The organism is Salmonella sp. SA15303, from assembly GCF_029962125.1.
Classification (GTDB): Bacteria; Pseudomonadota; Gammaproteobacteria; order Enterobacterales; family Enterobacteriaceae; genus Salmonella; species Salmonella enterica.
On record NZ_CP123924.1, the window covers coordinates 982,636 to 1,002,252 of the forward strand.

At 48.7% G+C, this 19,617-nt stretch carries 18 protein-coding genes and 2 pseudogenes; 11 read left to right on the forward strand and 9 right to left on the reverse strand.

Annotated elements, in window-relative coordinates; all coding sequences use genetic code 11:
* Positions 1-16: 16 nt before the first annotated feature.
* Together denD and QEN31_RS04725 are read left to right on the forward strand one after the other, a co-directional pair.
* Positions 17-967: a D-erythronate dehydrogenase gene (gene denD / locus QEN31_RS04720; protein ID WP_001165740.1), complete on the forward strand. Its 951-nt coding sequence runs from the start codon at positions 17-19 to the stop codon at positions 965-967.
* Positions 964-2,460 (forward strand): GntP family permease, encoded by a 1,497-nt coding sequence (locus tag QEN31_RS04725; RefSeq protein ID WP_080111500.1) that lies wholly within the window; start codon positions 964-966, stop codon positions 2,458-2,460. Before denD ends, QEN31_RS04725 begins: the two co-directional genes overlap by 4 nt.
* Before the next feature lie 41 nt (positions 2,461-2,501).
* Here the strand turns inward: QEN31_RS04725 and QEN31_RS04730 are convergent, their stop codons facing one another.
* The gene (locus tag QEN31_RS04730) at positions 2,502-3,434 is read right to left on the reverse strand and encodes a LysR family transcriptional regulator (protein ID WP_000216297.1); all 933 of its coding nucleotides are present in this window, start codon (positions 3,432-3,434) and stop codon (positions 2,502-2,504) included.
* Positions 3,435-3,521: 87 nt separating this feature from the next.
* Here QEN31_RS04730 and QEN31_RS04735 point away from each other — a divergent pair, with 87 nt between their 5' ends.
* Together QEN31_RS04735 and QEN31_RS04740 are read left to right on the forward strand one after the other, a co-directional pair.
* Complete coding sequence (locus QEN31_RS04735) at positions 3,522-4,730, forward strand: MFS transporter (protein WP_000222406.1); 1,209 nt, start codon at positions 3,522-3,524, stop codon at positions 4,728-4,730.
* The gene (locus QEN31_RS04740) at positions 4,727-5,107 is read left to right on the forward strand and encodes a DUF4440 domain-containing protein (RefSeq protein ID WP_001070479.1); all 381 of its coding nucleotides are present in this window, start codon (positions 4,727-4,729) and stop codon (positions 5,105-5,107) included. Before QEN31_RS04735 ends, QEN31_RS04740 begins: the two co-directional genes overlap by 4 nt.
* Positions 5,108-5,162: 55 nt before the next feature.
* Here the strand turns inward: QEN31_RS04740 and mutS are convergent, their stop codons facing one another.
* Positions 5,163-7,730, reverse strand: coding sequence for a DNA mismatch repair protein MutS (gene mutS / locus QEN31_RS04745; RefSeq protein ID WP_001005807.1), 2,568 nt, complete (start codon positions 7,728-7,730; stop codon positions 5,163-5,165).
* Positions 7,731-7,888: 158 nt separating this feature from the next.
* Between mutS and QEN31_RS04750 the strand changes: the two genes are divergently transcribed.
* The gene (locus QEN31_RS04750) at positions 7,889-8,410 is read left to right on the forward strand and encodes a hypothetical protein (RefSeq protein ID WP_000858988.1); all 522 of its coding nucleotides are present in this window, start codon (positions 7,889-7,891) and stop codon (positions 8,408-8,410) included.
* Positions 8,411-8,581: 171 nt separating this feature from the next.
* Here QEN31_RS04750 and pphB read toward each other — a convergent pair whose 3' ends face one another.
* Entirely contained in the window at positions 8,582-9,238 is a 657-nt protein-coding gene (gene pphB, locus QEN31_RS04755) for a protein-serine/threonine phosphatase (RefSeq protein WP_000420452.1), read from the reverse strand.
* 337 nt (positions 9,239-9,575) lie between these two features.
* On the opposite strand from pphB, the pseudogene QEN31_RS04760 reads away from it, so the two are divergent.
* Positions 9,576-9,790, forward strand: a pseudogene (locus QEN31_RS04760) (IS5/IS1182 family transposase); the annotation flags it as partial.
* 72 nt (positions 9,791-9,862) lie between these two features.
* Here QEN31_RS04760 and QEN31_RS04765 read toward each other — a convergent pair.
* The 3 genes and pseudogenes from QEN31_RS04765 to QEN31_RS04775 form a co-directional block, all read right to left on the reverse strand.
* Positions 9,863-10,390 (reverse strand): GNAT family N-acetyltransferase, encoded by a 528-nt coding sequence (locus tag QEN31_RS04765; protein ID WP_000971655.1) that lies wholly within the window; start codon positions 10,388-10,390, stop codon positions 9,863-9,865.
* Positions 10,387-10,677 (reverse strand): type II toxin-antitoxin system TacA family antitoxin, encoded by a 291-nt coding sequence (locus QEN31_RS04770; protein WP_000855692.1) that lies wholly within the window; start codon positions 10,675-10,677, stop codon positions 10,387-10,389. The genes QEN31_RS04765 and QEN31_RS04770 overlap by 4 nt, the downstream gene beginning before the upstream one ends.
* Before the next feature lie 269 nt (positions 10,678-10,946).
* A pseudogene (locus QEN31_RS04775) lies at positions 10,947-11,125 on the reverse strand (IS3 family transposase); the annotation flags it as partial.
* A gap of 240 nt (positions 11,126-11,365) precedes the next feature.
* Here QEN31_RS04775 and QEN31_RS04780 point away from each other — a divergent pair.
* The gene (locus QEN31_RS04780; RefSeq protein WP_000393302.1) at positions 11,366-11,692 is read left to right on the forward strand and encodes a hypothetical protein; all 327 of its coding nucleotides are present in this window, start codon (positions 11,366-11,368) and stop codon (positions 11,690-11,692) included.
* Positions 11,693-11,964: 272 nt separating this feature from the next.
* On the opposite strand, the gene QEN31_RS04785 is transcribed toward QEN31_RS04780, so the two are convergent.
* From QEN31_RS04785 to invH, 3 genes are all read right to left on the reverse strand, one after another.
* On the reverse strand, positions 11,965-12,312 hold the full coding sequence (locus QEN31_RS04785) for a DUF1493 family protein (RefSeq protein ID WP_001669174.1): 348 nt from the start codon (positions 12,310-12,312) through the stop codon (positions 11,965-11,967).
* Positions 12,297-12,746, reverse strand: coding sequence for an STM2901 family protein (locus QEN31_RS04790; RefSeq protein WP_000381610.1), 450 nt, complete (start codon positions 12,744-12,746; stop codon positions 12,297-12,299). The genes QEN31_RS04785 and QEN31_RS04790 overlap by 16 nt, the downstream gene beginning before the upstream one ends.
* A gap of 430 nt (positions 12,747-13,176) precedes the next feature.
* Entirely contained in the window at positions 13,177-13,620 is a 444-nt protein-coding gene (gene invH / locus QEN31_RS04795; RefSeq protein WP_000715092.1) for an SPI-1 type III secretion system invasion lipoprotein InvH, read from the reverse strand.
* Positions 13,621-14,076: 456 nt separating this feature from the next.
* On the opposite strand from invH, the gene invF reads away from it, so the two are divergent.
* From invF to invA, 4 genes are read left to right on the forward strand one after another with little or no spacing between them, the layout of a single operon-like run.
* Complete coding sequence (invF, locus tag QEN31_RS04800; protein WP_001674874.1) at positions 14,077-14,727, forward strand: type III secretion system transcriptional activator InvF; 651 nt, start codon at positions 14,077-14,079, stop codon at positions 14,725-14,727.
* Positions 14,724-16,412, forward strand: a complete 1,689-nt coding sequence (gene invG, locus QEN31_RS04805; RefSeq protein WP_000848113.1) for a type III secretion system outer membrane ring protein InvG — start codon at positions 14,724-14,726, stop codon at positions 16,410-16,412. Before invF ends, invG begins: the two co-directional genes overlap by 4 nt.
* The gene (gene invE / locus QEN31_RS04810) at positions 16,409-17,527 is read left to right on the forward strand and encodes a type III secretion system gatekeeper InvE (protein WP_000612171.1); all 1,119 of its coding nucleotides are present in this window, start codon (positions 16,409-16,411) and stop codon (positions 17,525-17,527) included. Before invG ends, invE begins: the two co-directional genes overlap by 4 nt.
* Positions 17,528-17,551: 24 nt before the next feature.
* Positions 17,552-19,609, forward strand: a complete 2,058-nt coding sequence (gene invA, locus QEN31_RS04815; RefSeq protein WP_000927219.1) for a type III secretion system export apparatus protein InvA — start codon at positions 17,552-17,554, stop codon at positions 19,607-19,609.
* The last annotated feature ends 8 nt before the right edge of the window (positions 19,610-19,617 follow it).

The window sequence follows — 19,617 nt, forward strand, 5'->3', positions numbered from 1 at the left end:
TAAAGAGGACATCCGGATGCAGATTATCATTACCGGCGGGGGCGGCTTTTTAGGCCAGAAACTCGCAAGCGCCTTATTAAACTCATCGCTGGCGTTTAACGAACTGCTTCTTGTTGATTTAAAAATGCCTGCACGGTTATCAGATTCCCCTCGTTTACGCTGCCTGGAGGCTGACTTAACCCAGCCGGGCGTGCTGGAGAGTGTGATTACCGCTAATACCTCTGTTGTTTATCATCTCGCTGCGATTGTCAGCAGTCATGCGGAAGACGATTTCGATCTGGGATGGAAAGTTAACCTGGATCTTACCCGCCAGTTACTTGAGGCGTGTCGTCGACAACCGCAGAAAATTCGTTTTGTCTTCTCCAGCTCGCTTGCCGTTTATGGCGGTACGCTGCCGGAATGCGTCACCGATACCACCGCGCTCACGCCGCGCTCGTCTTATGGCGCGCAGAAGGCCGCCTGTGAACTGTTGGTCAACGACTATACCCGCAAAGGCTATGTGGATGGGCTGGCGCTGCGTTTGCCGACGATCTGTGTTCGCCCGGGTAAACCAAACCGCGCCGCTTCTTCTTTTGTCAGCGCGATTATTCGTGAACCGTTGCAGGGCGAGACGACCGTCTGCCCGGTGTCGGAAAGTTTGCGGCTGTGGATTTCCAGCCCGGCGACGGTGATCCATAACCTGTCGCTGGCCGCAACGTTACCCGCGCCTGGCGAGGCGAGCAGCATCAACTTACCCGGGATCAGCGTAACCGTGGGCGAGATGCTGGAAACGTTGTGTCAGGCGGGCGGCCAGGCGGCGCGCGATCGGGTTACGCATCAGCGCGACGAAGGCGTCGAGAAAATTGTTGCCTCCTGGCCGGGACGTATCGATAACCAGCGTGCGCTGGCGTTAGGTTTTGTCGCCGATAAACGCTTCGATGACATTATCGAACGCTTTCGACAAGATGATATGGAGGGGAGGTCATGACAAGTTTACCGACCCCAATTATCGGTCTGATCGTTGCCGTTTTCGTGCTGGTATGGCTGGTGTTACGCACCCGTGTTCATGCGCTGATCGCGATGCTGGCGGCGGCCTGTATTGCCGGTCTGTTGGGGGGAATGGGCATTGATAAAACGCTCTCTGTCATCACCAGCGGATTCGGTACGACGCTGGGCAGCATTGGCCTGGTGATTGGTCTCGGCGTAATGATGGGGCGCTTGCTGGAGGTTTCCGGCGCGGCGGAGCGTATCGCCTGGAGCTTTATCAAATGGCTGGGGAAACGCCGTGAAGAGTGGGCGCTGGCGATCACGGGTTATATTGTCAGCATCCCCATTTTCGTCGATTCCGCTTTTGTCATTCTTTATCCGGTGGCGAAAGCGCTGGCGAAAAGCGGTAAGCGTTCGCTACTGACGCTGGGCGTCGCGCTGGCGGGCGGGCTGGTGGTCACTCACCATACGGTACCTCCGACGCCCGGTCCGCTGGGGGTAGCCGGGATTTTTAACGTCGACATCGGCGCAATGTTATTGACCGGGATGGCGCTGGCGGTGCCCTGTGTGATCGGCATTGTGTTCTATGCGCAGTGGCTGGATAAACGCTACCCTGATTTCGTGCCGCGCACGCTGAACGCCGATGAAGTCAATGCCGCGCTGGAGCAGTACAATAAAGAGAAAGAGCAAAAGGAGCTGCCGAGCCTGACGCTCTCTCTGCTGCCTATTGTGGTGCCGATCGTGCTGATCTTCCTGAAGGCTATCTGTTCCACCCTCGCCACTGTAGAAGGATGGTCCGGCCTGGCGACGCATCCGGTGGTACAGGCAATCAACTTTGTGGGAAGTCCGGTGATCGCGTTGGCCATCAGCGTTCTGCTGGCGGTGTATACGCTGGTGCCGCGCATGGATAAACATACCACCGCAGAGCGTCTGGAAGAGGGCTTGCAAAGCGCCGGGATTATCTTACTGGTCACGGGCGCTGGCGGCGCGTTGGGCGCGATCCTGCGCGACAGCGGCGCGGGGCAACAGCTGGCGGAGCAGGTTGCCAACCTGCCGATCTCGCCGATCCTGATCCCGTTTATCGTGGCGACGCTGGTACGCCTGATTCAGGGATCGGGGACGGTGGCGATGATCACTGCCGCCTCGATTTCCGCGCCGATCCTGGCGCAGATCCCCGGCATCAATATGTTGCTTGCCGCTCAGGCCGCAACGATGGGGTCGCTGTTCTTCGGCTACTTCAACGATAGCCTGTTCTGGGTGGTTAACCGCATGATGGGCGTCTCTGATGTCAAACAGCAGATGGTGGTTTGGTCTGTACCGACGACCATTGCCTGGGCGATTGGCGGCACCGGCGTGGCGCTGATTAACCTGCTGTTCGGTTCCGGCGGTAGTTGGCTCGATCCGTTACTGCCGATTGTTGTTCTGGCGGCAATTATGCTGTGGGTGCGTTGGCAGGCGCAGGGGATCAAAGACAAGCTGGTAGTTAAGGATTAAGACAGTATTATCCGTCCGGGAGCGCAATGCTCCCGGACTGGCTACGATGATGGGGCGTGCTCCCCGCAATCCCATTGCGAACGTAAAAAATCAATAAATGCGCGTACTTTTGTCGATACATGGCGGGCGTCCGGGTAAACGGCATAAATGCCCTGACGGGGAAAATGATAGTCGGGTAACACGTGAATTAACGTTCCATCCTCCAGTGCGGTGTTGACTAACCATTGCGGCAGTAATGCGACGCCGCTTCCCGCGAGAGCGAAGGCCATCAGCGAGCGCGCGCTGTCGACAGAAATTTTGCCGGCTTTGCTTATCTCCAGGCGTGAGTGTTGGCCATGATTACTCGTTACTGTCCACCGTAGCGGCGTAGGTAATCGCTCATGAATAATCCATTCCGCCTGAGCCAACGACTCCAGCGACGACACGGGGTTGCGGGCGAGCCACTGCGGCGCGGCGACCGGCAGAATGGTAAAGCGGGATATCAGCGCGGCGCGATAGCGGGAGTCGGCCAGCGAGCCAAGCCGAATCGCCACATCAAAGCGCTCGGCAATTAAATCGGCATGATGTGATGAGGACATATGCCGAATACGGAGATCGGGATGGCGCTGACTAAACTGCGCCAGTAACGGAATGATCACCTGTTCGCCAAACTCGGGCGTAGTGGTAATACGTAACTCGCCGCCCAGCCCACTATGGCTGGCACGCACTTCATCCTGCAAATTTTTCGCTGCGTTGAGTAAATTCACGCCTTTTTGGTAAAAGAGGACGCCGGCGTCTGTGAGCGTCAATCGTCGGGTGGAACGTAGCAGTAACGTTACGCCAAGCTCTTTTTCAAGCTGCCGAATATTAAAACTCACTACCGCTTTTGTTTGGCCCGATGCGGCGGCGGCGGCCGTGAAGCTGCCGCTATCTACCACGGCGATAAACAGCGACATACGCTGCAAATTGAGCATGGCGAGCTCCTTTACTGTCAAAATTATTTTGACAGTATATCGTTGAAGCGCGGACTTATCTGGCTTTCTCCGGACGGCTACATTAGCGCCTCTGACGGAGGATGCATAATGACGTATCGCAGTAAAGTGGCAGTGGTTTACCTGCTCGGCTTCTTTCTTGATCTGATTAATCTGTTTATTGCCAGCGTGGCTTTTCCTGCGATGTCCGTGGATCTGCATACGTCCATATCGGCGCTGGCATGGGTGAGTAACGGTTATATCGCAGGATTAACGCTGATCGTTCCGTTTAGCGCGTTTCTTTCGCGTTATCTCGGCGCACGACGGCTGATCATATTTTCGCTCATTCTGTTTAGCGTTGCCGCCGCTGCCGCAGGTTTTGCCGATTCATTACACAGCCTTGTTTTCTGGCGTATTGTGCAGGGGGCGGGCGGTGGCTTATTGATCCCGGTTGGTCAGGCGTTAACCTGGCAACAGTTTAAACCGCATGAACGCGCTGGCGTGTCATCGGTTGTCATGATGGTGGCGCTACTGGCGCCGGCATGTTCGCCTGCGATTGGCGGGCTGCTGGTGGAAACGTGCGGCTGGCGCTGGATATTCTTTGCCACGCTGCCGGTGGCCGTTCTCACCTTATTGCTCGCTTATCGTTGGCTGAATGTCGCGTCGACGACAATGGCGTCAGCAAGATTGCTCCATCTGCCGTTGTTGACGGACAGGCTGCTGCGTTTTGCCATGATCGTCTATCTGTGTGTGCCGGGTATGTTCATTGGTATCAGCGTGGTCGGGATGTTTTATCTACAGAACGTCGCGCAGCTATCGCCTGCGGCGGCGGGGTCGCTGATGATCCCCTGGTCGATCGCTTCATTTGTCGCCATTATGCTTACCGGACGTTACTTCAATCGGCTTGGGCCGCGTCCGCTGATTATCGTCGGCTGTCTTCTTCAGGCCGCAGGGATACTGCTTTTAACTAACGTTACGCCTGCGACATCGCACCGTGTACTGATGATGATATTCGCCTTAATGGGCGCTGGCGGCAGTTTGTGCAGCAGTACCGCGCAGAGTGGCGCTTTCCTGACTATTGCTCGCCGGGACATGCCTGACGCCAGCGCGCTATGGAATCTTAATCGTCAGATCAGCTTTTTCCTTGGCGCGACGCTGTTGACGCTGCTGTTAAATGCGCTCCAGCGCGTTATGTCGCTTGAGGTTGCTTATCGCTGGACCTTTATTGCCGCCGCCGGTATCACCCTGCTGCCCCTTATTTACGCTGTCTGTCTAAACAATAGACAGGCGCTTCTGTGCCTGAAAAAGGAAAGATCATGAATCCATATAAAGAAGAAATTATTCATGCCCATGCGGCGATTGAGAACTGGCTTAGTAAGGGGGTGGGTAGCCTGGAGGCGTTGATAGCGCGTTTCGCTGCTGATTTTACGATGATAACGCCAGGCGGTGTTTGTCTGGATTATCCGGCGCTGGGCGCTTTTTTCCAGGCGCAGCGCGCGTGTCGCCCGGGTCTGGTTATCGTGGTTGAGCACATTGACCTTGTGGCGGAGTGGCCGGAAGGCGCCGCGCTGCGTTATCGTGAGCGACAGCAACTGCCGGGCCAGGCCGAGACGGTACGCTGGTCGACGGTCATTTTAAAAAGGGAAAGAGGACGGATAGTCTGGCGTCATTTACACGAAACGACAGTCACAGCCTGAAAAGCCTGTTCCGGCGCGCAGACCCGATAGCGCGGCGCTATCGGGTCTGACACGTTTACACCAGACTTTTCAGCCGATAGATCCACTCCAGCGCCTGGCGTGGCGTCAGGGAGTCCGGATCGAGATTCTCCAGCGCTTCAACGGCAGGCGATGTCTCCTCCGGGGCGGCAAGCAACGACATTTGCGTGCCGTCCACCTGCGTTGCCGCCGCATTGGGCGAGATGCTTTCCAGCTCGCGGAGTTTCTGGCGCGCGCGTTTGATGACTTCTTTAGGGACGCCCGCAAGCGCCGCGACCGCCAGGCCATAGCTCTTACTTGCCGCGCCGTCCTGCACGCTGTGCATAAACGCGATAGTATCGCCGTGTTCCAGCGCATCCAGGTGGACGTTCGCCACGCCTTCCATTTTCTCCGGTAATTGGGTCAGCTCGAAGTAGTGGGTAGCGAACAGCGTTAACGCTTTAATCTTATTCGCGAGATTCTCCGCGCAGGCCCAGGCCAACGACAGCCCGTCATACGTGGAGGTACCGCGCCCGATTTCATCCATCAATACCAGACTGTTTTCCGTGGCATTATGCAGAATGTTCGCGGTTTCGGTCATCTCCACCATAAAGGTCGAACGCCCGGAGGCCAGGTCGTCCGCTGCGCCGACGCGGGTAAAAATACGGTCGATGGGGCCGATTTCCACGTTTTGCGCCGGAACGTAACTGCCGATATAGGCCAGCAGGGCAATCAATGCCGTTTGTCGCATATAGGTACTTTTACCGCCCATATTGGGGCCGGTAATGATCAACATCCGGCGCTGCGGCGATAAATTGAGCGGGTTAGCGATAAACGGCTCATTCAGTACCTGTTCAACCACCGGGTGGCGACCTTCGGTAATACGGATACCGGGTTTATCGGTAAATGTCGGGCAGGTGTAATTCAGCGTCCAGGCGCGTTCGGCCAGGTTAACCAGCACATCCAGCTCCGCCAGCGCGTTGGCGCTCTGCTGTAAATCGGCCAGATGCGGCAACAGCAGATCAAACAATTCGTCATATAGCTGTTTTTCCAGCGCCAGCGCTTTGCCTTTCGAGGTCAGAACTTTATCTTCGTACTCTTTAAGCTCAGGAATAATGTAGCGTTCGGCATTTTTCAGCGTCTGGCGACGCACATAATTGATGGGCGCCAGATGGCTTTGACCACGGCTAATCTGAATGTAATAACCATGTACCGCGTTATAGCCGACTTTCAGCGTATCCAGCCCGGTACGCTCGCGCTCGCGAATTTCCAGACGATCGAGATAATCGGTGGCGCCGTCCGCCAGCGCGCGCCATTCGTCCAGCTCTTCATGGTAGCCGGGCGCAATAACGCCGCCGTCGCGGACCAGTACCGGCGGCGCGTCAATAATGGCGCGTTCCAGGAGGTCGCGCAGCTCGGCGAAATCGCCCATTTTTTTACGCAACGCCTGTACCGGCGCGCTGTCAACGGTTTCAAGCTGAGCGTGCAATTCCGGCAGCTGCTGGAAGGCGTGACGCATTCGGGCGAGATCGCGCGGACGCGCGGTGCGCAGCGCCAGACGCGCAAGGATACGCTCCAAATCGCCGACCTGACGCAGCACCGGTTGCAGTTCGCTGACGGTGTCCTGCAAGGCGCCGATGGTCTGCTGGCGTTCACGTAATATGTCGGTATTTCGTACCGGCATATGCAGCCAGCGTTTAAGCATTCGGCTACCCATTGGCGTCACGGTACAGTCAAGCACCGCGGCGAGGGTATTTTCGACACCACCGGCCAGGTTCTGGGTAATTTCCAGATTGCGGCGGGTCGCGGCATCCATAATGATGCTGTCCTGCTGGCGTTCCATCGTAATGGAACGAATATGCGGCAGGGAGGTGCGCTGGGTATCTTTTACGTACTGTAACAGGCAGCCTGCCGCACATAATCCACGCGAGGCATTTTCGACGCCGAAACCGACCAGATCCCGCGTACCGAACTGCAGATTTAACTGCTGGCGGGCGGTATCAATCTCAAACTCCCACAACGGGCGACGGCGCAGACCCCGGCGTCCCTCTATTAACGCCATTTCAGCAAAATCTTCGGCATACAACAGTTCGGCGGGATTGGTGCGCTGCAGCTCTGCGGCCATCGTTTCACGGTCGGCGGGTTCGCTCAGACGAAAGCGCCCGGAGCTGATATCCAGCGTGGCGTAACCGTAACCTTTACCATCCTGCCAGATAGCCGCCAGCAGGTTATCCTGACGCTCCTGTAACAGGGCTTCATCGCTGATAGTGCCAGGCGTAACGATACGCACGACCTTACGTTCAACGGGACCTTTGCTGGTGGCCGGATCGCCAATCTGTTCGCAAATAGCGACGGATTCGCCCTGATTGACCAGTTTCGCGAGGTAGTTTTCTACGGCGTGGTGCGGGATACCCGCCATAGGGATAGGTTCGCCAGCCGATGCGCCGCGTTTGGTCAGCGAAATATCGAGCAACTGCGACGCACGCTTTGCGTCGTCATAAAACAGCTCGTAAAAGTCTCCCATACGATAAAAGAGCAGGATCTCCGGATGCTGGGCTTTCAGCTTGAGATACTGCTGCATCATCGGGGTGTGGTTGGAGAAGTCCTTATCAAATGACTCATTCATATTGATTTTACTCGTTTTTTTATTCTTTCAAGTGCTCATGTGGCCCCAGGTAAAACCCTTATAAACTCACATAAACCCATAAATTTGTAGCTCACCTGTAGCCTAAAATGTGACAGGTTACATTCTCATCATTCCTGGACTACAACAGGGGTGATACTTTGAAAACAACTCTCAGCCAGCCTTTCATTATCAACAAGTTAAGTATCAATGTTAAGCCTGCACTCAGTCGCTCTGGAAAAATCGTTTTCGAAGCTAACCCAGCTCAAAAACTCTACACTGTTTTCGATGACCACAGAGAAGCTCCTGCTGGTTTCGGGGTAAAAGCCAGTTTGACGAAAAAAACCTACGTAATCCAGCGAAGAGTAGCCTCGTCAGATCGTAATGTCAGTGAGGGTAGGAAGCCAAGTTCTGTCTTGAAAGTAAAAGTTGGAAATGTGTTCGATTTTCCAAATATTGACGAAACAAGGCAAGCTGCCAGGCAATTAGTTCAGACCATGCTCGCAACAAAGAGAAATTTCAACAAAATTAAGAGGGAAACGGATGCTTCCGAACTCGAGACTGTAATCAAGATTGTGTTGCATGAAGGCAAGCCGATCCATTTCGCCACCACGGTTATTGCGTTTTCTTCCGATAGGTATCTGGAGCTGTGCGATCTTTACTCTTCTCAGGCGATCGAGTAACTACCTGCGTCGGATTACGGCTTCGTTTTTTTGGCCTGCGATCTTAATGCTGAAATGGGCAGAAAAACGCGAAATTTAGACGCTATTACGAATGGGCAATGGTACTTATTGAAGGCTATATCATTGCCCATAATGCAGGGAGGGTTGATATTATATAATTCTATTTCCAGATTACTTTATTTTAAAAAAAGACAGATTGCCTGAACAGAAAGAACCGGTGTCAATGTAGATTTGATTGGCGAATGTTGTTGTGTAGTCAACAATCATATGGCCGAAGATAAAAGTATCCGCACCGCGTATTGGATGGATATTCCCCTGTAACGAACCAAGCAGACGATCGCGTGACCATAGAACGCTATCAATATCAACTTGCTTCCCATAATCGTAGCTGTCATCTGGATAATCGGCATGGGCAATCACGTACTTCTTTGAGGACGTTTCAACTTCTATGATGTGAGGACGCTGCTTAAAAGTTAGTAATAGCTCAGTGGCTTCTTGCCTGTCTTTTTCGGTGACCGAGTCGTACCAGTAACCACCGTTTACATACCAGAAATTGCCATCCTGTGTTTCAAAAGCGTCAAGCGCCATAGCTTCATGATTACCCACTACAGAAATAAACCATGGGGTATTTAACAGTCTCAGTGTTTCAAGGTTTTCTTTTCCTCGATCAATGTTATCTCCAGTGGAGATCAAGAGATCGGTATCAGGAGAGAAATTTAATTGAGCCAGTCTGGTTAACAATAAGGAGTAACATCCATGAATATCACCAACGACCCAAATGTGGCGATAGAGATCGCTGTTGATGTCAGCATAACGAATTAATTCCATGATGTTCCTATAGCACAATTTTGGAGTCTGGTATTATAACAAAAAAGTAGGCCAATATTAATTTTTATTGTTTAAAATATACAGTTATTAAAATATCCTACAGGCTAGAAATGAACAGATAATATATATTTTATGAATCGGTTAATTAAAGTAGACGATGTGCTTGAAAGATGCACGATTTCTCGCGCAACACTTTATTGATTAATTGCAAAGGCATACTTTCCCGCTCAGCGGAAGCTCTATCCCGAAGGGGCTTTGTTGAATAAAGAGATTGGCGGATCTAATCGTTACTGTCGTTTCAGCATCGGGTTCCGATGGCAAAGCAAAAGTTTAAAATCAACATCGGAGCGGCAGCAATGAGGTCTGGAAAAGAAAGTGGGCTATCACCGTCGTTCAGTAGTGGAAACAGCGATGTTCCGTATCAAAACCTTGCTGGGCGGCCATCTGAGCCTGCGGAACTATGACGCGCAGGTGGGTGAAGCGATGGCGATGGTCAAAGCGCTGAACCGGATGACGTTGTTGGCAATGCCGACCAGCGTCAGGCTCGTATAACGAGTGCTCCGGTGGGAGTCCTGTATCCTTATCGTTGGCCGATTCTGAATTATTCAACAAAGCCTCATGTTGTCATAACCTACCAGATGCAGATAAAGCAGCATAAAGCGTTTTAAACGACAGCAACAAGGAAAGGGGTTGATCGTTTAATGGTACTGCGCCAAATCCTTTGTACCAGTCGCAGACCTGTTTATTTTTGGCATCAATAAGTAGGGCTACGCCACCGACCTGCAAAGCCGCCTGTATGCAACGCTTTCCGGCAGATAACAAAAGTTGTGCTCCCAGCCCTTGCCCCTGCATAGATTTGTCTACGGCTAAACGACCCAGACGAAACACCGGCACATCGTATCTCCCTAATCCTTTGCTGATTGCGCCGGGAACCTGTGCATATATCAGTGATGCAGGACTGACTGAGTAAAAGCCGTGGATACGTGTAACATCCGAATTATCAAGCGCAACATAGGTTTTCGTTGTCCCTTTCTCATGATTTTGTCGTGCATGGCGTTGCAGGAATTGGTTCAGATCGGCATCCCCACAATCAAAATTCATTCGATTGTGGGTTTTCCCTATCGCGGCCTCATGCCAGTCTGTAAACATCATTTCTTCATGTCCGGCAGGGCGAAAGCAGCGGCAAGAAGCTTTTCATTCGGCGCTGGCGGGTTATCTAAAATTTCCATGATCATTTTAGTATCGCGCTCCGTCAGATATACCCGTTCGGCGGCATCAACAATCTTCTGTGCGACAGGTAGTATGTTACTGACCACAAAATCCGTCAGGTTGGTTTGCTGGATTGCCGCAGCGCGGACTATCAACTTTTTGGCATCCGTCGATACACGTAACGACAGCCTTTCGTTAGATTCTATAGCTATCTGAGGCATGGTTTTCATCCTCCTGTTTATGAACAATATGTACAATTATAATACATATCTGTACGCTTTCAAGGCGTACATATGAGGCTGATATAGTCCAGGCATGGCAAGAAGGTCGCTCACTGTCTTTAAACAGGGGATTAACTTCGGTTTATCGCGATTGCATTATTTTAATCTCACTGATTACGTATCATCAGGGAGTTTGCTAAATATATCCATGATTCTCTTTTTTGCCGTAACTGCTTGATTGATCCTACCCGCGTAATAGGGACACAACCCTAAGCGGCGGACATCTCCTGCTCACGTTCAGAAGAAGAGAGCTGAGTTTCGCCAGCTGTAGATCTGTGATTTATACAGGTTAAGCTCGCTGGTGGCAGCGGCCACCCCAATGCGTTCCGCCAGTTTCAGGGCTTTCAGGCGTGTGCTGCTTGCGTGGCTTATTGGTGGTTGATGCTGGTTTTGTCATGTGAGTCACCTCTTGCTTGAGCGTTTACTCACTTAGTTGCGTGTCCACTATTGCTGAGTAAGATCAGAAGGTTAAAAATCAACAAAGGCTCAACGGCGTGCATTAGGCCCTGGTGATGAAGGTGGCATATGGGAGGATGTATATCCTACACTTTCATCCGGATGATGTAACAAAAATACAGGTATCGGTAATGAAACAATCATCACCGTTTAATAGAGGCCCATATATTGAGGTTCCATAATGGAAGAAGTTAACTCTGAATTCACAATCGTTGTTGAGTCTGATCTGGATAAATATGAGTTAATTGATTTTTTATCCCAAGGGATTCCAGACATAATAAAAGTGAACTTATTATATTTAAGATACGAAAATACAATGATTACAATAGAAAGAAATTATGACTGTAATCCTAAGTTGATAAATGAGAATGATGGTTGGCTGTATTATAAATATGAATTAACGGTATTTTCCATGGAGAATACCTCGTATGAATATCAGTATGAATTAGCGAATAAAATTATGAATGCTCTACGTGAGGCGGGATATCTGGCAGAATCAATTTGGTAATATACCGGTACCTATGTAACAGCATCGTCGCCACCATACATGCAGGCTAAAAAAGAGTGAATAGTCAAGCACTTCAGAAATATCTACTCGCGATATACCACCAGAACCAAATGGTCAATTTAAAACGGATGGCGTCAGAGTTACTGGTGGTCGAAAGGTAGATACAACACATTATTTTAATTTGAAAAGTATATGAAATTTACTACTTTTAATTTTAATCGATTAACAAAATTCATAGTAATTAGCTCCTGATTAATTCGACATATTTTTCATTAATCATAAAGCCATTTCCCAGCTTTCGCTGATTCAGAAAACATTCTGATTGTTAAAGGCTTACGAGTTCGTTCTACATCTTCCCGTTTTAATTTAAACCATCGTGTAAGCAGTGGAGTATTCTCCCAAGGGAAATAACACGACCATTTAACTTGTGATAAATCTACATTAAATTTTTTTTCAAATTTATCCAAAGCTTCATGCAGGTCATCGCCTGGAGCTTCAAATAAATCAGAATCAAGTTCTAATGGGATTTCTTTCCAATTGCTGTCTAAATATCCGGGAATCTCTTCACGGAAGAGTGCTAACACCTCTTGCTGAATTGTGTCCATCAAAAGGATGTCCATTGTATACGATCTTTAGGGCGTGCTATTAGGTTGTATTTTGCCTGAGTTCTCCTTGATACCTGGTAAATTGAATTCACAAGACCAACCCAACCTAACCATGGAACATATCGTGCTATGACTGCGGCAAGATTATTTGTTTTTCGCATTCTTATACCAACGGGTGTAGGAACTCTAATACCAAAAGGAGTTCGTGCATTTCGTAAAAGCATTCTCCCATACCTGGAGATAACACTTGTCCCTTTGATTGCCTCTCCCGGTTTCGTTCTGGTTTTTAACCACGGTTGCCCGGCGAGGATAGCAGCACCTGACTCAATGCCAATCCCAAGTTCATCACAAAATTGCTCAATGAAAATTACATCAAATAGTTCACCTGCTGACAGGTTCGATTGTCCGTGGTAGAAGTAGGTTCCGTTTAGTTCTTCTGTCGTATCCATTCAATCACCTTATAGACTGTTTGCCATTCATTCCAGGCATCGGGACGTTTCTGCCGCTATACTAGCCTGGTCGTCAATACGCTGTCACGGGTAAAAAGAGCGTTATCCGCGAAAAGTGGATGGGGTATCGTAAGAATGCCAACATGTGGGGCAGGAGGGGGATGTCAGTTTATCGCGATATACGAGACGATAGTTTGTCAGTATAAGTTTCGGCTATTTCCCAAGTCTGGGAGGCCGTTCTTTATCACAAATAAAAAAAGCAGCAGCGAGGTGCTGCTGTATCAAAAAGCAGATTGATAAATGCAACGTAAGAGACAAATGGCCAACCGTAAAAGTGACCATAGCTATAATAATTATATTGATATTAAGTGGCAATGCAAAATATGGTCTTAATTATATCATGATGAGTTCAGCCAACGGTGATATGGCCTTATAAGGCTTGCAGTCTTTCATGGGCAGCAAGTAACGTCTGATATATGCTTAAATTCTTACTTCCGGGTTCAAGCAAAACTTTTTTAAATTCGGTCATGAGTTGCTCTTCATCTTCTTTCGAACGCATGTATTGTGGATGTTCCTGGAAGAAGGTGAGCGCCTGTTCTTTGGTTTGTTTATATTTTTCGCAAAAAATGCTTGAGCTGATTGCGCTATTTTTTGATGCGGAATTATCAGCGTTATGGTTTGATAATGATTTATTCTTCGCAAGGTCTGACGGCACATACGGAAGAGACTGACACTCATCAATACTATTTGCGTTGGCCAGTTGCTCTTTCTGAGCGCCAGGTTGCTGTACCGGTTTGCTCACGGAGGAAGGGAGGGGCACCTGAGCACAGCCGATCAGTAAAAAGACAGGAAGACAGCTATAAAATTTTTTCATATTAACTCCAACTACAGAAGAATGAGGCGCCATGTTTTTACACAACCGTCAGAACGTTATCTGACAATAGTTATAAGGGGGCGAATGCGTTTCAGGAATGCTAGCAAAAAAAACTCCTGATATAAATAATTAATTCTCCATCCAGATGACAATATCTGAATTTTTGCTGCTGCAGAACAATAAGCCAGAATTTATACACTATGAGCTAATTTTCTATTTTAAATCAGCAAACACTGTGCAAGTTGGCCAATTTAATTAGCGGGCGGCATCAGTTTCATAATGATTGCATCAGGATTTTGCCACCCGCTCCCGGTATTGTTTACATATTAAAATGATTTTTAACTGGTGCTGACAACTATGCTAAATACGCAGGAAGTACTTAAAGAAGGAGAGAAGCGGAAAATCCGCAGCCCGGAAGCATGGTTTATACAGACGTGTTCCGCGCAAAAGCTGCATATGTCATTTTCTGAAAGCCGACACAATGAAAATTGCCTGATTCAGGAAGGCGCGCTGCTTTTTTGCGAGCAGGCCGTTGTCGCACCAGTATCAGGAGACCTGGTTTTTCGACCGTTAAAAATTGAAGTACTCAGCAAATTACTGGCATTTATCGATGGCGCAGGATTAGTGGACACGACATATGCTGAATCCGATAAATGGGTTTTGCTGAGTCCTGAGTTTCGCGCTATTTGGCAAGATCGTAAACGCTGCGAGTACTGGTTTTTGCAGCAAATTATTACGCCTTCTCCGGCCTTCAATAAGGTACTGGCGCTGTTACGAAAAAGCGAGAGTTACTGGTTGGTTGGCTATTTACTCGCTCAGTCAACCAGCGGCAACACGATGAGAATGCTGGGAGAAGACTATGGCGTTTCTTATACCCATTTTCGTCGTTTGTGCAGCAGAGCGTTGGGCGGAAAAGCGAAGAGTGAATTACGAAACTGGCGTATGGCGCAATCGCTGCTGAATAGTGTAGAAGGCCACGAGAACATCACCCAATTAGCCGTTAATCATGGTTACTCATCGCCTTCACATTTTTCTAGTGAGATCAAAGAGCTGATCGGCGTTTCGCCGCGGAAATTATCAAATATTATTCAATTGGCAGACAAATGAAGACACATATTCTTTTGGCCAGAGTGCTGGCATGTGCCGCGCTTGTTCTGGTTACACCTGGTTATTCTAGTGAAAAAATACCTGTAACGGGAAGTGGGTTTGTTGCGAAAGACGATAGCCTGCGGACATTTTTCGATGCCATGGCGCTACAGCTAAAGGAGCCTGTCATTGTTAGCAAAATGGCGGCACGAAAAAAAATTACGGGCAACTTTGAGTTTCACGATCCTAACGCATTACTGGAGAAGCTTTCCCTACAACTGGGGCTGATTTGGTATTTCGATGGGCAGGCTATCTATATTTATGACGCCAGTGAAATGCGCAATGCCGTGGTTTCTTTACGCAACGTCTCACTCAATGAGTTCAACAATTTTCTAAAACGCTCAGGTTTATATAACAAAAATTACCCGCTACGTGGCGATAACCGTAAAGGAACATTCTATGTTTCAGGGCCACCCGTCTATGTTGATATGGTGGTCAACGCCGCCACCATGATGGACAAGCAAAACGATGGTATTGAGCTGGGACGCCAGAAAATAGGGGTGATGCGTCTGAACAATACCTTCGTGGGCGATCGTACCTATAATCTGCGCGATCAGAAAATGGTTATTCCCGGTATTGCTACGGCCATTGAAAGGTTATTGCAGGGAGAAGAGCAACCCTTAGGTAATATTGTCAGTAGCGAACCCCCGGCGATGCCAGCGTTTTCAGCGAATGGAGAAAAAGGTAAAGCAGCAAATTATGCCGGTGGCATGAGTCTGCAGGAAGCTTTAAAGCAAAATGCCGCGGCGGGCAATATTAAAATCGTGGCCTATCCGGATACCAACAGTTTGTTAGTAAAGGGAACGGCTGAGCAGGTGCATTTTATCGAAATGCTGGTTAAAGCGCTGGATGTCGCCAAACGTCACGTAGAATTATCCCTGTGGATTGTCGATCTTAATAAAAGCGATCTGGAGCGTTTGGGCACTTCATGGAGCGGCAGCATAACTATTGGGGACAAACTTGGCGTGTCATTAAACCAGTCTTCAATAAGTACCCTCGATGGCAGTCGATTCATCGCCGCGGTCAATGCGTTAGAAGAGAAGAAACAGGCGACGGTGGTTTCGCGCCCGGTATTACTGACTCAGGAAAATGTTCCCGCTATTTTTGATAACAACAGAACGTTTTACACCAAGCTGATTGGGGAACGTAATGTGGCGCTTGAGCATGTAACATACGGAACAATGATCCGAGTGCTGCCCCGTTTTTCCGCAGATGGTCAGATAGAAATGTCGCTGGACATTGAAGATGGCAACGATAAGACGCCGCAATCTGATACTACCACCTCCGTAGATGCGTTACCCGAAGTCGGGCGAACGTTAATTAGCACTATTGCGAGAGTGCCGCACGGAAAAAGTTTGCTGGTCGGGGGTTATACACGGGATGCAAATACCGATACTGTCCAAAGTATTCCGTTTTTAGGCAAATTACCGCTTATTGGTAGCCTGTTCCGTTATTCCAGTAAGAATAAAAGTAATGTTGTTCGTGTGTTCATGATTGAACCAAAAGAAATTGTCGACCCGTTAACGCCGGATGCCAGCGAATCGGTAAACAATATTCTGAAGCAAAGCGGTGCCTGGAGTGGGGACGATAAGTTACAGAAATGGGTTCGTGTTTATCTGGATAGAGGTCAGGAGGCAATTAAATGATTCCTGGCTCAACCTCCGGTATTTCATTTTCCAGAATATTGTCCCGGCAGACATCTCATCAGGATGCGACCCAGCATACTGATGCGCAACAGGCGGAAATACAACAGGCCGCAGAGGATTCGTCTCCAGGGGCGGAAGTACAAAAATTTGTCCAGTCGACGGACGAAATGTCAGCGGCGCTGGCGCAATTTCGTAACCGTCGCGATTATGAAAAAAAATCCAGTAATTTATCTAACAGTTTTGAACGCGTGCTGGAGGATGAGGCTTTACCGAAGGCGAAGCAAATCTTAAAGCTAATTAGCGTACATGGCGGCGCGTTAGAAGATTTTTTACGTCAGGCGCGTAGCTTATTTCCTGACCCCAGTGATTTAGTCCTTGTGTTACGCGAATTGCTTCGTCGTAAAGACCTGGAAGAGATCGTGCGGAAAAAGCTGGAGTCGTTACTTAAGCACGTTGAAGAGCAAACCGATCCGAAGACCCTCAAGGCAGGGATTAATTGTGCGTTGAAGGCCCGGCTTTTTGGGAAAACATTATCGTTAAAACCAGGCTTATTGCGCGCCAGCTATCGGCAATTTATCCAGAGTGAATCACATGAAGTGGAGATTTACTCTGACTGGATAGCCAGTTATGGCTATCAACGTCGACTGGTGGTACTGGATTTTATTGAGGGTTCGCTATTAACCGATATTGACGCGAATGACGCCAGCTGTTCGCGCCTGGAGTTTGGCCAGCTTTTACGACGCCTGACGCAACTTAAAATGTTGCGCTCCGCTGACCTACTGTTTGTGAGTACATTGTTGTCGTATTCGTTTACCAAAGCGTTTAATGCGGAGGAGTCGTCGTGGTTACTACTGATGCTTTCGCTATTGCAACAGCCACATGAAGTGGATTCGCTGTTAGCCGATATTATAGGTTTGAATGCGTTATTGCTTAGTCATAAAGAACATGCATCCTTTTTGCAGATATTTTATCAAGTATGTAAAGCCATACCCTCTTCACTCTTTTATGAAGAATATTGGCAGGAAGAATTGTTAATGGCGTTACGTAGTATGACCGATATTGCCTACAAGCATGAAATGGCAGAACAGCGTCGTACTATTGAAAAGCTGTCTTAATTTAATATTAACAGGATACCTATAGTGCTGCTTTCTCTACTTAACAGTGCTCGTTTACGACCTGAATTACTGATTCTGGTACTAATGGTGATGATCATTTCTATGTTCGTCATTCCATTACCTACCTATCTGGTTGATTTCCTGATCGCACTGAATATCGTACTGGCGATATTGGTGTTTATGGGGTCGTTCTACATTGACAGAATCCTCAGTTTTTCAACGTTTCCTGCGGTACTGTTAATTACCACGCTCTTTCGTCTGGCATTATCGATCAGTACCAGTCGTCTTATCTTGATTGAAGCCGATGCCGGTGAAATTATCGCCACGTTCGGGCAATTCGTTATTGGCGATAGCCTGGCGGTGGGTTTTGTTGTCTTCTCTATTGTCACCGTGGTCCAGTTTATCGTTATTACCAAAGGTTCAGAACGTGTCGCGGAAGTCGCGGCCCGATTTTCTCTGGATGGTATGCCCGGTAAACAGATGAGTATTGATGCCGATTTGAAGGCCGGTATTATTGATGCGGATGCCGCGCGCGAACGGCGAAGCGTACTGGAAAGGGAAAGCCAGCTTTACGGTTCCTTTGACGGTGCGATGAAGTTTATCAAAGGTGACGCTATTGCCGGCATCATTATTATCTTTGTGAACTTTATTGGCGGTATTTCGGTGGGGATGACTCGCCATGGTATGGATTTGTCCTCCGCCCTGTCTACTTATACCATGCTGACCATTGGTGATGGTCTTGTCGCCCAGATCCCCGCATTGTTGATTGCGATTAGTGCCGGTTTTATCGTGACCCGCGTAAATGGCGATAGCGATAATATGGGGCGGAATATCATGACGCAGCTGTTGAACAACCCATTTGTATTGGTTGTTACGGCTATTTTGACCATTTCAATGGGAACTCTGCCGGGATTCCCACTGCCGGTTTTTGTTATTTTATCGGTGGTTTTAAGCGTACTCTTCTATTTTAAATTCCGTGAAGCAAAACGTAGCGCCGCCAAACCTAAAACCAGCAAAGGCGAGCAGCCGCTCAGTATTGAGGAAAAAGAAGGGTCGTCGTTAGGACTGATTGGCGATCTCGATAAAGTCTCTACAGAGACCGTACCGTTGATATTACTTGTGCCGAAGAGCCGGCGTGAAGATCTGGAAAAAGCTCAACTTGCGGAGCGTCTACGTAGTCAGTTCTTTATTGATTATGGCGTGCGCCTGCCGGAAGTATTGTTACGCGATGGCGAGGGCCTGGACGATAACAGCATCGTATTGTTGATTAATGAGATCCGTGTTGAACAATTTACGGTCTATTTTGATTTGATGCGAGTGGTAAATTATTCCGATGAAGTCGTGTCCTTTGGTATTAATCCAACAATCCATCAGCAAGGTAGCAGTCAGTATTTCTGGGTAACGCATGAAGAGGGGGAGAAACTCCGGGAGCTTGGCTATGTGTTGCGGAACGCGCTTGATGAGCTTTACCACTGTCTGGCGGTGACGCTGGCGCGCAACGTCAATGAATATTTCGGTATTCAGGAAACAAAACATATGCTGGACCAACTGGAAGCGAAATTTCCTGATTTACTTAAAGAAGTGCTCAGACATGCCACGGTACAACGTATATCTGAAGTTTTGCAGCGTTTGTTAAGCGAACGTGTTTCCGTGCGTAATATGAAGTTAATTATGGAAGCGCTCGCATTGTGGGCGCCAAGAGAAAAAGATGTCATTAACCTTGTGGAGCATATTCGTGGAGCAATGGCGCGTTATATTTGTCATAAATTCGCCAATGGCGGCGAATTACGAGCAGTAATGGTATCTGCTGAAGTTGAGGATGTTATTCGCAAAGGGATCCGTCAGACCTCTGGCAGTACCTTCCTCAGCCTTGACCCGGAAGCCTCCGCTAATTTGATGGATCTCATTACACTTAAGTTGGATGATTTATTGATTGCACATAAAGATCTTGTCCTCCTTACGTCTGTCGATGTCCGTCGATTTATTAAGAAAATGATTGAAGGTCGTTTTCCGGATCTGGAGGTTTTATCTTTCGGTGAGATAGCAGATAGCAAGTCAGTGAATGTTATAAAAACAATATAAGGGCTTAA